Source organism: Caulobacter sp. GW822-FHT07D08 (assembly GCF_058798735.1).
On record NZ_JBXAKU010000004.1, the window covers coordinates 131977 to 145018 of the forward strand.

General features: G+C 67.7%; 15 protein-coding genes. 5 read left to right on the plus strand and 10 right to left on the minus strand.

Annotated elements, in window-relative coordinates:
• The first annotated feature begins 162 nt into the window (after nucleotides 1-162).
• Together AC1RJ9_RS09440 and AC1RJ9_RS09445 are read left to right on the plus strand one after the other, a co-directional pair.
• Nucleotides 163-558: an NADH:ubiquinone oxidoreductase subunit NDUFA12 gene (locus tag AC1RJ9_RS09440; protein WP_492838525.1), complete on the plus strand. Its 396-nt coding sequence runs from the start codon at nucleotides 163-165 to the stop codon at nucleotides 556-558.
• Nucleotides 559-563: 5 nt separating this feature from the next.
• Nucleotides 564-1241: a DUF2155 domain-containing protein gene (locus AC1RJ9_RS09445; protein ID WP_492838524.1), complete on the plus strand. Its 678-nt coding sequence runs from the start codon at nucleotides 564-566 to the stop codon at nucleotides 1239-1241.
• On the opposite strand, the gene aat is transcribed toward AC1RJ9_RS09445, so the two are convergent.
• Genes aat through aroQ form a run of 4 tightly spaced genes read right to left on the minus strand, consistent with a single transcriptional unit; the run spans nucleotide 1178 to nucleotide 4201 of the window.
• Complete coding sequence (aat, locus tag AC1RJ9_RS09450; protein ID WP_492838523.1) at nucleotides 1178-1831, minus strand: leucyl/phenylalanyl-tRNA--protein transferase; 654 nt, start codon at nucleotides 1829-1831, stop codon at nucleotides 1178-1180. The genes AC1RJ9_RS09445 and aat overlap by 64 nt on opposite strands.
• A gap of 13 nt (nucleotides 1832-1844) precedes the next feature.
• Nucleotides 1845-3191 carry an acetyl-CoA carboxylase biotin carboxylase subunit gene (accC, locus tag AC1RJ9_RS09455; protein ID WP_492838522.1) on the minus strand — a complete coding sequence of 449 codons (1347 nt, stop codon included), beginning with the start codon at nucleotides 3189-3191 and terminating at the stop codon, nucleotides 1845-1847.
• Between the two features lie 5 nt (nucleotides 3192-3196).
• Entirely contained in the window at nucleotides 3197-3700 is a 504-nt protein-coding gene (gene accB / locus AC1RJ9_RS09460; protein WP_492838521.1) for an acetyl-CoA carboxylase biotin carboxyl carrier protein, read from the minus strand.
• Between the two features lie 60 nt (nucleotides 3701-3760).
• Nucleotides 3761-4201: a type II 3-dehydroquinate dehydratase gene (aroQ, locus tag AC1RJ9_RS09465; RefSeq protein ID WP_492838519.1), complete on the minus strand. Its 441-nt coding sequence runs from the start codon at nucleotides 4199-4201 to the stop codon at nucleotides 3761-3763.
• 78 nt (nucleotides 4202-4279) lie between these two features.
• Here aroQ and thiS point away from each other — a divergent pair, with 78 nt between their 5' ends.
• Both thiS and AC1RJ9_RS09475 read left to right on the plus strand, forming a co-directional pair.
• Complete coding sequence (gene thiS, locus AC1RJ9_RS09470) at nucleotides 4280-4480, plus strand: sulfur carrier protein ThiS (RefSeq protein ID WP_492838517.1); 201 nt, start codon at nucleotides 4280-4282, stop codon at nucleotides 4478-4480.
• Between the two features lie 45 nt (nucleotides 4481-4525).
• Nucleotides 4526-5338 carry a thiazole synthase gene (locus tag AC1RJ9_RS09475; protein ID WP_492838515.1) on the plus strand — a complete coding sequence of 271 codons (813 nt, stop codon included), beginning with the start codon at nucleotides 4526-4528 and terminating at the stop codon, nucleotides 5336-5338.
• On the opposite strand, the gene AC1RJ9_RS09480 is transcribed toward AC1RJ9_RS09475, so the two are convergent.
• The 6 genes from AC1RJ9_RS09480 to AC1RJ9_RS09505 form a co-directional block, all read right to left on the minus strand.
• Entirely contained in the window at nucleotides 5335-5718 is a 384-nt protein-coding gene (locus AC1RJ9_RS09480) for a type II toxin-antitoxin system VapC family toxin (protein ID WP_492838513.1), read from the minus strand. The two genes, AC1RJ9_RS09475 and AC1RJ9_RS09480, sit on opposite strands and share 4 nt — an antisense overlap.
• Entirely contained in the window at nucleotides 5715-5978 is a 264-nt protein-coding gene (locus AC1RJ9_RS09485) for a type II toxin-antitoxin system Phd/YefM family antitoxin (RefSeq protein WP_492838512.1), read from the minus strand. The genes AC1RJ9_RS09480 and AC1RJ9_RS09485 overlap by 4 nt, the downstream gene beginning before the upstream one ends.
• 65 nt (nucleotides 5979-6043) lie before the next feature.
• Nucleotides 6044-6790 (minus strand): DsbA family protein, encoded by a 747-nt coding sequence (locus tag AC1RJ9_RS09490; protein WP_492838511.1) that lies wholly within the window; start codon nucleotides 6788-6790, stop codon nucleotides 6044-6046.
• 30 nt (nucleotides 6791-6820) lie between these two features.
• Entirely contained in the window at nucleotides 6821-8236 is a 1416-nt protein-coding gene (locus tag AC1RJ9_RS09495) for a M48 family metalloprotease (protein WP_492838510.1), read from the minus strand.
• Between the two features lie 142 nt (nucleotides 8237-8378).
• Nucleotides 8379-11129, minus strand: a complete 2751-nt coding sequence (locus tag AC1RJ9_RS09500) for an Rne/Rng family ribonuclease (RefSeq protein ID WP_492838509.1) — start codon at nucleotides 11127-11129, stop codon at nucleotides 8379-8381.
• Nucleotides 11053-11271 (minus strand): hypothetical protein, encoded by a 219-nt coding sequence (locus AC1RJ9_RS09505; protein ID WP_099577706.1) that lies wholly within the window; start codon nucleotides 11269-11271, stop codon nucleotides 11053-11055. Before AC1RJ9_RS09505 ends, AC1RJ9_RS09500 begins: the two co-directional genes overlap by 77 nt.
• Before the next feature lie 437 nt (nucleotides 11272-11708).
• On the opposite strand from AC1RJ9_RS09505, the gene AC1RJ9_RS09510 reads away from it, so the two are divergent.
• Nucleotides 11709-12905, plus strand: a complete 1197-nt coding sequence (locus AC1RJ9_RS09510) for an N-acetylmuramoyl-L-alanine amidase family protein (RefSeq protein ID WP_492838508.1) — start codon at nucleotides 11709-11711, stop codon at nucleotides 12903-12905.
• Nucleotides 12906-13042: the final 137 nt, after the last annotated feature.

The following is a 13042-nucleotide window of genomic DNA, read 5'->3' on the forward strand; positions in this document are numbered from 1 at the left end:
GCCTCAATAGATGTTGCGGGTGTGAGGGCTCTAATCCACAAGATGTTGAAGTCTTCTCCCGTGGAGCGACGCTGGACGCTGAGGCCGCGAAACCCTATAGTCCGGCCGCTTCGCCGTGCGTGTCGCGGCCTGCAAAGCCTTATAAATTCGGGTGCGAACGTAGTGCTGAAAGCGATCTTCACGTGGTGGAACGGCGCGACCATTGGTCAGCGCTTCCACATCGGCCGCCGCGGCGTGTTCGTGGGCAAGGACGACTACGGCAACCGCTACTTCGAAGCCCGCGACAACAGCGACAGCTATGACGCCCGCAAGCGCCGCTGGGTGATCTACAGCGGCTATGCCGAAGCCTCCAAGGTCCCGCCGGACTGGAGCGGCTGGCTGCACTACACGTTCGACGAGGTCCCGACCCAGACGCCGCTGAACCGTCGTGACTGGGAGAAGGATCACATCCCGAACCTGACCGGCACCGTGCACGCCTGGCGTCCGAAGGGCTCGCTGGCCCGTGGCGGCGAACGCGCGGCGGCCACCAGCGACTACGAAGCCTGGAAGCCGGAATAGTCTCGATGGCCCGCCGGGCGTCCCTGGTCGCCAAAGTCACGGCCCTTGGCGTGGTCCTGTCGGGTCTGACCGCAACGGGCGCCGCCATGGCGCGGCAGAACGGCGCCCCGCAGGCCCAGACCCCTCCGGCGGCCGTTCAGGCCCCCGCGGCGCCGACGCCGCGTCCCGTGACTCCCGCGCCGACGCCGGGCGAATTGCGGCCGGCCCAGCCGACCACGGTTTCGCCCGCGGTCGCCAATCCCAATCCGCCGGCCTCTCCGCCGCCCGCCGCCGCGACGACGCCCAAGCCGGCCGCGACGACCCCGGCCAAGCCGCCCGAGCCGGCCAAGCGCCAGCGCTACACGATCGCCATCCTGCAGGCCCTGGACAAGGTCACAACCGAGACCATGCGGTTCGAGGTCCCGGTCGGCCAGCCGATCCGCTACAAGACCCTGGTCTTCACCGTCCGCGCCTGCGAAACGGCGGCGGCCGACGAGGTCGCGCCGGAGACGGCCGCCTATCTCGTGGTCGACACCCAGCCCAAGGCCCAGGCCGGCCGCGCCGCGCCGCCCGGACGCCAGGTCTACAAGGGGTGGATGTACGCCAGCTCGCCGGGTCTGAACCCGCTGCAGCACCCGGTCTATGACGCCTGGCTGATCGCCTGCAAGCAGGCCGCCCCGGTCGCGCCGCCCGCCAAGCCGTAGAAGTCTCCCTGGACCGTCAGGGCCTTGGCCAGTCGTCGGCGATAGTCCGCGCGGCTGATCTCGATCGTCCCGAACTGCGTCAGGTGCTCGGTCAGGAACTGGGTGTCCAATAGCTGGTAGCCGCCGGCCAGCAACCGCGCCACCAGGTGGACCAGCGCCACCTTGCTGGCGTCGCGCGCGGTCGAGAACATGCTCTCGCCGAAGAACGCCCCGCCCAGCGACACGCCGTAGAGGCCGCCAACCAACTCATCGCCCAGCCAGGTCTCGACGCTGTGAGCCAGGCCGCGCGCATAGAGCTGGCCATAGAGGCGTTGGATGGGGTGGTTGATCCAGGTCTCGACCCGGCCAGGCCTGGAGGCCGCGCAAGCCTCGATGACCGCGTCGAAGGCGGTGTCGATGCGAACCTCGTAGGGCCCGTTGCGGACGGTGCGCGCCAGGCGCTTGGGGATGTGAAAGTCCCCGAGCGGCAGGACGCCCCGCCGCTCGGGATCGATCAGGAAGACGCTTTCGTCCTCGCGGGCGTCCGCCATGGGGAAGACGCCGCGCGCGTAGCAGGCGATCAGATCGTCGACCGTGAAGGCGTCGTCCATCGCCGGCTCCAGATCAGCTCTCTTGAGCTTTGATCCAGCGCTCCAGCCAGTGGATGTCGTAGTCGCCGGCCAGGATGTCGGGCTGCACCAGAAGGTCCTGGAACAGCGGGATCGTGGTCTCGATGCCGCCGACGACCATCTCACCCAGGCAACGCTTCAGGCGGGCGATGCACTCGGCGCGGTCGCGGCCATGCACGATCAGCTTGCCGATCAGGCTGTCGTAGTAGGGCGGGATCGCATAGCCGGTGTAGATCGCCGAATCCAGGCGAACACCCAGGCCGCCGGGGGCGTGGAAGTCGGTGATCGTACCGGGCGAGGGCGTGAAGGTCCGCGCGTTCTCGGCGTTGATCCGGCACTCGATGGCGTGGCCCTCGAAGACGACATCTTCCTGGGTGAACGACAGCGGCAGGCCGGCGGCGATGCGGATCTGCTCGCGCACCAGGTCGATGCCGGTGATGGCTTCGGTGACCGGGTGCTCGACCTGCAGGCGGGTGTTCATCTCGATGAAGAAGAACTCGTCGTTTTCCCACAGGAACTCGATGGTCCCGACGCCCAGGTAGCCGATGGCCTTGACGGCGTCGACGACGACCTTGCCGATCTTGGCGCGACCTTCGGCGGACAGGGCCGGCGAGGGCGCTTCTTCCAGGACCTTCTGGTGGCGGCGCTGCAGCGAGCAGTCGCGTTCGCCCAAGTGGACCACGTTGCCGTGGCTGTCGGCGATGATCTGCAGTTCGATGTGGCGCGGTTTCTGGAGATAGCGCTCCATATAGACCGTGTCGTCGCCGAACGCGGCGCGGGCCTCCGCGCGAGCCGTCGAGACGGCTTCGGCGAGATCCTCACGCGTCTGGGCGACCTTCATCCCCCGCCCGCCGCCGCCGGCGGCGGCCTTGATCAGCACCGGAAAGCCGATCTTCTCGGCGGCCTCGAAGGCCTCTTCCTCGGTCGAGACGCCCCCGTCCGAGCCGGGGACGACCGGGATGCCGGCGTCCTTCACGGCCTGCTTGGCGGTGATCTTGTCGCCCATCATCCGGATGTGCTCGGGCTTCGGACCGATGAAGGTGAAGCCGTGCGCGTTGACGATCTCGGCGAAGCGGGCGTTCTCCGACAGGAAACCGTAGCCCGGGTGGATGCCCTGGGCGCCGGTGATCTCGGCCGCCGCGATGATCGACGGGATGTTCAGGTAGCTCTTGGCGGCCGGCGCGGGGCCGATGCAGACGCTTTCGTCGGCCAGGCGCACCCACATGGAATTGCGGTCCGCTTCGGAGTGCACCGCCACGGTGGCGATGCCCATTTCCTTGCAGGCGCGGTGAACCCGGAGCGCGATCTCGCCCCGGTTCGCGATGAGAATCTTGTCGAACATGAGCGTTACTCGATGACGACGAGAGGCTCGCCGAACTCGACGGGCTGGGCGTCGGCGACCAGGATCTCGACGACCTTGCCGGCCTTCGGGGCCGCGATCGGGTTCATGGTCTTCATGGCTTCGACGATCAGCAGGGTCTGACCGGCCGAGACGGTGTCGCCCACCTTGATGAAGGCGTCGGCGCCCGGCTGCGGCGAGAGATAGGCGGTGCCGACCATCGGCGACTTCACGGCGTCGCCACGGGCGGCGGCCGGAGCGGCTTCAGCGGCGGGCGCGGGCGCAGCGGCCGGGGCGGCGACCGGAGCCGGGGCATAGGCCGGCGCGGCGGCCTGGACGTAGTTGACCGGAGCCGCGGTCAGTTCGCGCGCCACGCGGATCTTCAGGCCGGCGTGCTCGACTTCGATCTCGGACAGGCCCGTGTCCTTCAGGATGTCCGCCAGCTTGCGGACCAGACGGGCGTCGATGGCCGGAGCTTCGACCGGATCGGCGGGGGCCTTGGGGTTCGACATGGAAGCTTACCTTGTTCTCTTGAGCGCCTCGGCGGCGGAAAACGCCGGGCGTTATCGTTGTTAAGCGCGGATCAGGCCGAAGGCGGCCTCGATCGCCAGTTCATAACTCGCCGCGCCGAAGCCCGAGACGATCCCGGTGGCGGCCAGCGAAACGAAAGTGTGGCGGCGGAATTCCTCCCTCGCCGCCGGGTTGGACAGGTGGCACTCGATCACCGGGATGCTCAAGGTCTTGAGCGCATCCAGAAGCGCGATCGAGGTGTGGCCGTAGCCGGCCGGATTGATGATCAGCGCCGAGGCCGACTCACGCGCCTCCTGCACCCAGTCGATCAGCACACCCTCATGGTTGGACTGGCGGAAGACCACCGAAACGCCACGCGAAGCCGCCCGCGCCTCACAGCGCGTACGAACATCCTCGAGGGTGTCCTTGCCGTAAATCTCGGGCTCCCGGGTCCCCAACAGGTTGAGGTTGGGCCCGCTCAGCACGTGGATCGGTTTTACCATGCGGCTCCGCCGTCGATTCCGAGGGTCTTGTATAGCCGGTTCCGCCGGGTCACAAGCACGGCTCGCTTCGGAGGTGAGATGAGGCTTTTGCTGAACGGGGAAGAGCGGGACGTGGCCGACGTCGTCACGATCGCCGATCTGGTGGGCGCCCTGGGCCTGGACGCCCGCAAGGTAGCGGTCGAGCGCAACCTCGAGATCGCGCCGCGCTCGACCTATGCCGACACGAAATTGGCCGACGGCGACCGCATCGAGATCGTGACGTTTATCGGCGGCGGTTGATCCTCCGCATTTGAAACGCCGGCTTCCCAGGCGTAAACCACCCCCATGAACGCGCACGTTTCCCCCGACTCCGTCACGTCTCCGGACGCCGATGAAACCTGGACCGTCGCCGGTCGCACCTTCCGTTCGCGCCTGATCGTCGGCACGGGCAAGTACAAGGACTATGCGACCAACGCCGCCGCCGCCCGCGCGGCCGGGGCCGAGATCGTCACCGTGGCCGTGCGCCGCGTGAACCTGACCGACCCGACCCAGCCGCTGCTGGTCGACTACGTCAAACCCAGCGAATTCACCTATCTGCCCAATACGGCGGGCTGCTTCACCGGCGAGGACGCCGTGCGCACCCTGCGCCTGGCCCGCGAGGCCGGCGGCTGGGACCTGGTCAAGCTGGAGGTCCTCAGCGACCCCAAGACCCTGTTCCCGGACATGGAAGAGACCCTGCGCTCGCTGAAGCTGCTGGTCGCCGAGGGTTTCCAGGTGATGGTCTACTGCTCGGACGATCCGGTCTATGCCCGCAAGCTGGAGGAGGCCGGCGCGGTGGCGATCATGCCGCTGGGCGCGCCGATCGGCTCGGGTCTGGGCATCCAGAATCGCGTCAACCTGCGGATCATCGTCGAGAACGCCAAGGTCCCGGTGCTGGTCGACGCTGGCGTCGGCACGGCCTCGGACGCGGCCATCGGCATGGAACTGGGCTGCGACGCCATCCTGATGAACACCGCCATCGCCGAGGCCAAGGACCCGATCCGCATGGCCAAGGCCATGAAGCACGCCGTCATCGCCGGGCGGGAGGCCTATCTGGCCGGGCGGATGCAGAAGCGGCTGTACGCGGATCCGAGCTCGCCGCTGGCGGGGCTGATCTAGAGCGCTGGCGTCAGGTCGGTCTGGGCGAAATCGTCACCGACGAAGAGTAGCGGACATCCGCGCTCTTTCGCGAGGGCGTAGGCGAAACAGTCGCCGAAGTTCAGGCCGGCGGGATGAAAACCCTTGCCCCAGCGTCGATAGGCGTCAGCGACTCGGTGCGTATCGGCGGGGCTGAGAGGGACGATCTCGATTTCCAGGTCGTTCAGCAGGATCGACATTTCGCGCGAGACGCCTCGGCGACCGGCCGCGATCATGGCTTCGGCGGCGTTAGCGGCCGAGATCAGCACGCTATCGCTGGTCTCGAGCGTGATGGAGCAGCGCTCGGCGGTCGGTTCGTCCAAGGCGAGCGCCATCAGCGCCGAGGTGTCGACGACGATCACCCCGGGAGACCATTGTCGTCATAGAGAAAGTCTTGGCTTCTAGCCGCCGGTTCACCCGGAAGAGCGTTTGTCGCGCCGCTCTTGCGGACCGCATCGAGGATGCGACGTCGTTCCGCAGGCTCCATACGAGACCGGGTCGAGACGGGAGTCAGACGCACAGCGGCTTGGCCCTCGCGGGTAAGGATAACCTCCTCGCCCGCCTCGGCGCGGCGAACCAGCTCGGTCAGTTGGCCTTCGGCCTCGGCGAGGGCGACGCGCACGGTGCTGCTCCTTGAAGCGCTCACGCGAGGATAGTGGGCCCTCGGCGGTCGCGCTTCAAGGCGCCTCAACCCGCCTTCGCCTTGGCCGCGCGCGTCTGGTCGATCGCCAGCTTCAGGGCGGTGATGTCCGCGCCCGGAACCAGGGTGTCGCCGACGATGAAGGCCGGGGTGCCCGACAGTTGCAGGGTCTTGGCCAGGGTGTCGGTGTCGGCCAGGTGCTGGGTGACGGCCTCGCTCTCGCCGGCGGCCTTGGCCCTGGTCATGTCGATGCCCAGGCCGGCCGCGATCCGTAGGGCGGCGGCGGCGTCCAGGGCGTTCTCGGCCATCAGCGCCTTGTAGAGCTCCAGGCTCTTGCCCTGGTCCTTGGCGCCCAGCGCCAGGCGGGCGGCGGCCTCGCTGTCGTGGCCGAAGATCACGAAGTCTTTCAGCACCAGGCGGATGTCCGGGTTCTTCTGGACGAGGTCGACGATCTCGGGCGCGGCGTGACGGCAGTAGCCGCAGCGATAGTCGAAGAATTCGGTGACGGTGATCGAGCCTGCCGGATTGATCACGATGTCGCGCGGGTCGCGCTCGATGGCCTGTCGGTACTGGCCGATGGCCTTCTGCGCCGAGGCGGTCTGTTGGGCGGCCTGCTTCTCCTGCAGCTTCTGGCTAGCCTCCATCAGCACCTCGGGGTGCTCCAGCAGATAGGCGCGGACCTTTTCGCCGAAGGCCTTGCTAGGCTTGGGCGCGGGGCGTTCGCAGCCGGCGAGGGCCAAGCCGGCGATGGCTAGCGGAACAGCGAGGGTCGCGGCGCGACGGAGCAGGGTCATGAAGATCTCGAACGTGGAAGAATAAGGCGGCTAGTGGCTAAGGTTGGATTGCGCCGCGCCGTCCTTGGCCAGATCCTTCAGGTCCTGGTTGGAGGGGCGCGAGGCCAGAACGATGTCGGTGGCGCGGCGCCAGTCGGGGGTGTTCTTGGTCAGCAGCTCGCGGGCGCGCATGGCGAAGACGCGGGCCTCGCGCACGGCGCCGAGCGAGTAGTACTGCTCGGCCGTGGCCAGACGCGCCTCGCCGTCCTTCTTCTGGGTGTCGTAGGCCTGGGCCAGCAGTCGCCAGGTCACCGAATTGTCCGGATCGTTCAGCAGGCTGCGCTTGAGCTCCTGAACGCCTTCCTCGACCTTCTTCGGATCGTTGAGATTGATCAGGGTCTGGCCGAGATTGACGCGCAGCAGGGCCGCGTCGGGCTTCAGCTGCACTGACTTGCGCTGCGGCTCCTCGGCCTGGGCCACGCGGTTGAATTCGAACAGGATCTGGCCCTTCAGCTCCCACAGGTAGGGATTGTCGGGGTGGTCGGCGATCAGCGGCTCCAGCAGCTGAAGGGCCCGGTCGGGCTCCTTCATCTGGTAGTAGGCGATCGCGCGCGCGTAGCGGGCCGGAAAGCCGGTGTCGGTTTCCTTGTATTTCATCAAGGCGACTTGCGGGTTCAGGAACCCTTCCAGCTTGGCCTTCATGATCTCGTGCTGGGCCAGGTCCTCGGGCGTGTCGACGGCGCTGTAGTGCGGCTGGCGTTCGACGCGGCTGCGCAGCACCTCGATCCGTTCGGACGACAGGGGGTGGCTGCGGAAATATTCGTAGCGGCGGGCCTGATCGAAGACCTCCTGGTAGCGGAAGTTGTCGAAGAACTCGACGAGGCCGCGCCCTGACTGGCCGGTGGCCTCCAGGAAACCGGCGCCGGCCTGGTCGGCGCGCGATTCCTGCTCGCGACTGTAGCCTAGCGCGCCCAGCGCCCCGGCGTATTGGGCGTTGCCCAGCAGGACGGCGGCGCCGTCGGCGGACCCGGCCAGGGCCGCCAGGACGCCCAGGCCCATGGTCAGGATCATCGGCTTGAGGCCCGCGCGCGTCATCTCGCCCGACCGGATCGGGTGGCCGCCGGCCAGGTGTCCGGTTTCGTGGGCGATGACGCCGCGTAGCTGGTTGGGGTTCTCGGTCTGCAGGATCAGGCCGGTATTGAGGCCCATCTGCAGGCCCTGGGTGGCGAAGGCGTTCAGAGACTTGTCGCCGACGATCAGGATGCGAACGGTCCTGGGATCCAGACCCGCCGCCGCATAGATAGGATCGGCGTCGTGGTGCAGGATTTCCTCGATCTCGGTGTCCCGGATCAGGGAGGGGCCGTCGTCCTGGGCCAGAGCGATCTGGGGAATACTGGACGCGAGCACGGCCAACGCGGACAAAGCCACGCCGAGTCGCTTCCCAGCTTGCCCGCTACGCGAGGTCATTGAGTGATCTCCAGATCGCGCCCCCGCGAACCCCGACCAGTCTAACTTGGAAGCTGGAGGCGAGGGAACAAGGGTCTCGCTTCCGCCTCAAGACGATTTCGGCCCGCGCATCCAGCGATGCGCGGGCCGTCATCAGGTCAGCCTACCGGCGCCACCAGCCCTTGCGGGGCTTTTCGGGCGGGGTGGTGATCTCGTTCGGATCCGGCTCGGCCGGAGCGGCCGGGGCCGTTTCGACGACGGGTTCCGGCTGGGCTTCCACGACCGGCTCGGGGGCCGGCGCTTGAACCGGTTCGGGAATCGGTTCGGGCGAAACCACGGCGACGTTTTCGGTCACGGTTTCGGCGACAGCCTCGACCGTCGTTTCGGGAGCGGCTTCCGGCGCGGCCTCTTCGGCGACGGCCTTCTTGCTCCGCGAACGGGCGCGCTTGGGCTTCTTCGGCGCTTCCTCGGCCTCGGGCAGCTCGACCCAGACGTCGGAAGGCGGCCCGGAGATCACCGGCGGAGCCAGGATCGGCGTTTCGTAGGGCTCTGCAGGTTCAGCGGGGCTGATCGCGTCGACGGCGGCGGTCGTTTCGGCCGAAGTCTCGACCACGGGAGCGTCGTCGCGGTTGCGGCGACCACGGTCACGGCCACGACGGCCGCGTTCGCGGGCCGGACGTTCCTCGCGCTCGACGCGTTCCGGACGCTCGGCGGTCTCTTCACGCTCGGCGCGGGCTTCCGGCGCCGGGCGGCGCGGCTCGCTATTGCCGCCGACCAGGGCGGCCGGGTCGTGCCAGGTGAAGACGTTCTCGCCGAACGGGACGCGCGGACGGATCCAGACGAAAGCGTCGGTCGGACGATCGCCGTCCTCGCGACCGCCACGACGGCCGCCACGGCGACCACGGCGGCGACGGCGACGGGCGCCGTCATCATCATCGCCGAATTCGGCGCGGTCGTCGGCGTCGCCCTCAAGCTCGTCTTCGTCGCCTTCGGCTTCCGCTTCGGCCGGAGCCTCGCCTTCGGTCTCGCGTTCGTCACGACGACCCCGGCCACGGCCGCGATCGCGACGGCCCCGACGGCCCTTGCGGTCGCCGCGATCGTCGTCGCGGGCCTGCTTGCGGGCCGAGGCTTCGTCGTCGTCGGTGTCCTCGCGCTCAAGACCCTCTTCGTCCTCGTCGTCGAGGATCTCTTCGTCGTCTTCCTCGTCCTCGAAGGCCGACGGATCGAAATCGTCGTCTTCCTCGACATACGGAGCCGGGGCGACGGCGATGCGCTCGCCCAGCTCGGTGCGCTCGATCTCCTGGTCGCCGGCGTGCAGGCTGTCGTCGACCACGACGGTCACGTGCAGGCCGTGCGTCTGCTGCAGGCGCTGCAGGTAGTCACGCTTTTCGTTGAGGATGTAGAGGCCGACCGAGCGGGCGACCTTCAGGATCACCGCGCCGGAGCCCTTGAGGGCCTCGGCCTCGACCGCGCGCAGGGCGGCCAGGGCGCTGGACTCGACCGAGCGGACGCGGCCGGTGCCTTCGCAATGTTCGCAGACGTGGGTCGTGCCTTCCAGGACGCCGGTGCGGCGACGCTGGCGGCTGATCTCCATCAGGCCGAAGCCCGAGATCTTGCCCATCTGGATGCGAGCGCGGTCGTCCTTGAGCGCGTCCTTCAGAACCTTCTCGACCGCGCGGTTGTTCTTGCCTTCATCCATGTCGATGAAGTCGATGACGATCAGGCCGGCCAGGTCGCGTAGGCGCAGCTGGCGAGCGGCTTCCTCGGCCGCTTCCATGTTCGTCTTGAGGGCCGTGGCCTCGATGTTGCGCTCGCGCGTGGCCTTGCCCGAGTTGACGTCGATGGCGACCAGCGCCTCGGTCTGGTTGATCACCAGATAACCGCCGGAACGCAGCGGCACGACCGGCGAATAGATCTGGGCCAGATGGTCCTCGATCTTGTGCTTGACGAACAGCGGGGTCGGGTCGCGGTAGTTGAAGACCTTCTTGGACTGGCTCGGCATCAGCATGCGCATGAAGTCGCGCGCTTCCTTGTAGCCGGCGTCGCCCTCGACCCAGATCCCTTCCAGGTCCTTGTCGTACATGTCGCGGATGGCGCGCTTGACGAGGTCTTCTTCCTCGTAGATCAGCGCCGGGGCGACCGAGTGCAGCGTGTTGTCGCGGATGTTTTCCCACAGACGCAGCAGATATTCGTAGTCGCGCTTGACCTCGGCCTTGGTGCGCTTGGCGCCGGCCGTGCGGACGATCAGGCCCATGCCCTGCGGCACGTCCAGGCTGTTGACCACGCTCTTCAGGCGACGGCGGTCGGACACCGCGGTGATCTTGCGGCTGATGCCGCCGCCCCGGGCGGTGTTGGGCATCAGGACGCCGTAGCGGCCGGCCAGCGACAGGTAGGTGGTCAGGGCCGCTCCCTTGTTGCCACGCTCTTCCTTGACGACCTGGACCAGCATGATCTGCCGGCGGCGGATCACTTCCTGGATCTTGTACTTGCGCATCAGCCGGCGCTTGCGGCGGGCCAGCTCTTCTTCGACGTCATCATCGTCGTCGTCGACCGCGTGGCCGCCGTTGATGTCGTCCTCGTCGTCGCCGCCCGAAGCGCGACGCGAGACCGGGGTGTCGTCATCGTCGTCACCCGAATCGTCGCGCATCAGCGCTTCACGGTCGGCGACCGGGATCTGGTAATAGTCCGGGTGGATTTCGTTGAACGCCAGGAACCCGTGACGGTTACCGCCGTACTCGATGAACGCAGCCTGGAGGCTGGGTTCAACGCGGGTCACCTTGGCGAGGTAGATATTTCCGCGAAGCTGTTTGCGGGTCTGGCTTTCGAAATCGAACTCTTCAACCCGGGTTCCGTCCACGACGACCACACGCGTCTCTTCGGCGTGTGCTGCGTCGATCAGCATCTTCTTCGACATTAAGGAAGTCTCCACGGCGCGCGGCGGGCGCGAGGCCCGGTCGCCGTTCTGAATGAAGGGCGCGCGCGTCGCCGACCGTCGCACCGTCAGCGCGGTTGCGAAGGGTCGGGTGCCAAAGGCGGTCGGGTGCGGCGCAGCCCATTGGGGGTTTCGTTTTTCCCTACCGCGCATGAAGCGCGGACTGGATGGTTTGCCTGTCGCGTCACGAGTGGCGCGAGGAGGTGGTGTTGTCGCGCCGGATGGCGCGGATCGGATGGCGCGTCGTCGCCAGAAGGGCGTTTGAGCCCGACGCGAGCCCTAGATCCGGCGTCTCGGTCGGCGTCTTGCCCGCCAGATCGGCCGTCTCTCGAACACTATCTAGTCTGCCGCCTTCGCGCCGGAAGAGGTTCGAGACCACTTTCGGGGCTCGGACGGCCCGCACGGAGTCGTGACGGTCACGACATTCGCGCACGGCGGGACTGTAGCCACATCGACGCACAAAAGAAAAGCTTTCGACGGATGATCTGGACTTAACCCTTTGGCTACCGCCCCGGGAGATATTGACAGTCAGTTCACCAGTTTCGGATTACGCGGGCGGGTATGCGTAAGCTTCTTATCAGTTTGGCCCGCATGGGCTGGGTCCGGGCGGCCCTGATTGTCGGGGGCCTCACGGTCGCCGGCGTCGCCGTGGCCACCGCCCAGGGACCGGCCGCGCCGGCCGGCGTGCAGAAGGTCCGCTTCGGCGGCGACCGCAACGAAACCCGCGTCGTCATCGACCTGGATCGCGCCGCGGTCGGCAAGCTGATCTCCGACGGCATGAGCGACCAGCGCCTGGTCATGGCCCTGCCGAACGTGCTGGTGTCGGGCGATCTGCAAGGTTCCGGCCAGGGCCTGGTCAAGCGCTGGGTGATCGACGAGGCCGCCGGCGGCGCCCGTCTGCGCCTGGACCTGACGGGCAAGGCCGAGGTCCGCCGCCGATTCCTGCTGCCGCCGGGCGACGGCGCGACCGCCTATCGCTACGTGATCGACCTGAAGGCCGTCGACGCCGCGCCGCAGGTCGGCGCCCCGCAGGCTCCACGCCTGACCTTCGCCAGCGGACCGGTCAAGGCCGCGCCGCTGCGCCTGAAGAAGGTCATCGTCATCGACGCCGGCCACGGCGGCAAGGATCCCGGCTCGCTGGGCGCCACTGTCTTCGAGAAGGACGTCACCCTGGCCGCGGCCAAGGCGCTGAAGGCGCGCCTGGAGCGCACCGGCCGCTTCCAGGTCGTGCTGACTCGCGAGACCGACACCTTCATCCCGCTGGAGGGCCGCGTGCAGATCGCCCGTCGCGCCGACGCCGATCTGTTTATTTCCTTGCATGCCGACTCGGGCCCCGACGTCAGCACGCGCGGCGCTTCGGTCTACACCGTGTCCGACAAGGGCTCCGAGCGCGTTGGCCTCGTCCTCGACAAGGACGATTGGCTGATGAAGGCCAATCTGCCGGGCCGCGATCGCGCCGTCAGCCAGATCCTGCTGGACCTGTCGCAGCGCGCCACCAAGAACCGTTCGGCCGCCTTCGCCCAGCTGCTGCTGGCCAGCGTCGGCGAGGAAACCACGCTGCTGCGCCGCAGCCACCGCGACGCCGGCTTCATAGTCTTGCTGGCGCCGGACGTGCCCGCCGTGCTGCTGGAGATGGGCTTCATCACCAATCCGGAAGACGAAGCCTTCCTGACCACCAAGGCCAGCCGCAATCGCCTGGTCGACGCGGTCGGCGACTCGATCGAGGCCTATTTCTCGGCGGGTCTGCGCAAGTCCTGACGGGAGCGCGATCGCTGAAACTGAAAGCTGGTTTCGGAGGCCATCGCGCGACCGACAGGGAACGGGGAGGGCAGCCGCTTCCCCTTTTGCCTGTCGCCCTCTAATCACAGGGACGATCGTTCGTGCTTCGCCCCGCG

Coding starts and splice junctions, on each gene's coding strand:
- AC1RJ9_RS09445 (WP_492838524.1), top strand. CDS start 564: ATGGCCCGCCGGGCGTCCCTGGTCGCCAAAGTCACGGCCCTTGGCGTG.
- aat (WP_492838523.1), bottom strand. CDS start 1,831: ATGGACGACGCCTTCACGGTCGACGATCTGATCGCCTGCTACGCGCGC.
- accC (WP_492838522.1), bottom strand. CDS start 3,191: ATGTTCGACAAGATTCTCATCGCGAACCGGGGCGAGATCGCGCTCCGG.
- accB (WP_492838521.1), bottom strand. CDS start 3,700: ATGTCGAACCCCAAGGCCCCCGCCGATCCGGTCGAAGCTCCGGCCATC.
- aroQ (WP_492838519.1), bottom strand. CDS start 4,201: ATGGTAAAACCGATCCACGTGCTGAGCGGGCCCAACCTCAACCTGTTG.
- thiS (WP_492838517.1), top strand. CDS start 4,280: ATGAGGCTTTTGCTGAACGGGGAAGAGCGGGACGTGGCCGACGTCGTC.
- AC1RJ9_RS09475 (WP_492838515.1), top strand. CDS start 4,526: ATGAACGCGCACGTTTCCCCCGACTCCGTCACGTCTCCGGACGCCGAT.
- AC1RJ9_RS09490 (WP_492838511.1), bottom strand. CDS start 6,790: ATGACCCTGCTCCGTCGCGCCGCGACCCTCGCTGTTCCGCTAGCCATC.
- AC1RJ9_RS09495 (WP_492838510.1), bottom strand. CDS start 8,236: ATGACCTCGCGTAGCGGGCAAGCTGGGAAGCGACTCGGCGTGGCTTTG.
- AC1RJ9_RS09500 (WP_492838509.1), bottom strand. CDS start 11,129: ATGTCGAAGAAGATGCTGATCGACGCAGCACACGCCGAAGAGACGCGT.
- AC1RJ9_RS09505 (WP_099577706.1), bottom strand. CDS start 11,271: ATGGGCTGCGCCGCACCCGACCGCCTTTGGCACCCGACCCTTCGCAAC.
- AC1RJ9_RS09510 (WP_492838508.1), top strand. CDS start 11,709: ATGCGTAAGCTTCTTATCAGTTTGGCCCGCATGGGCTGGGTCCGGGCG.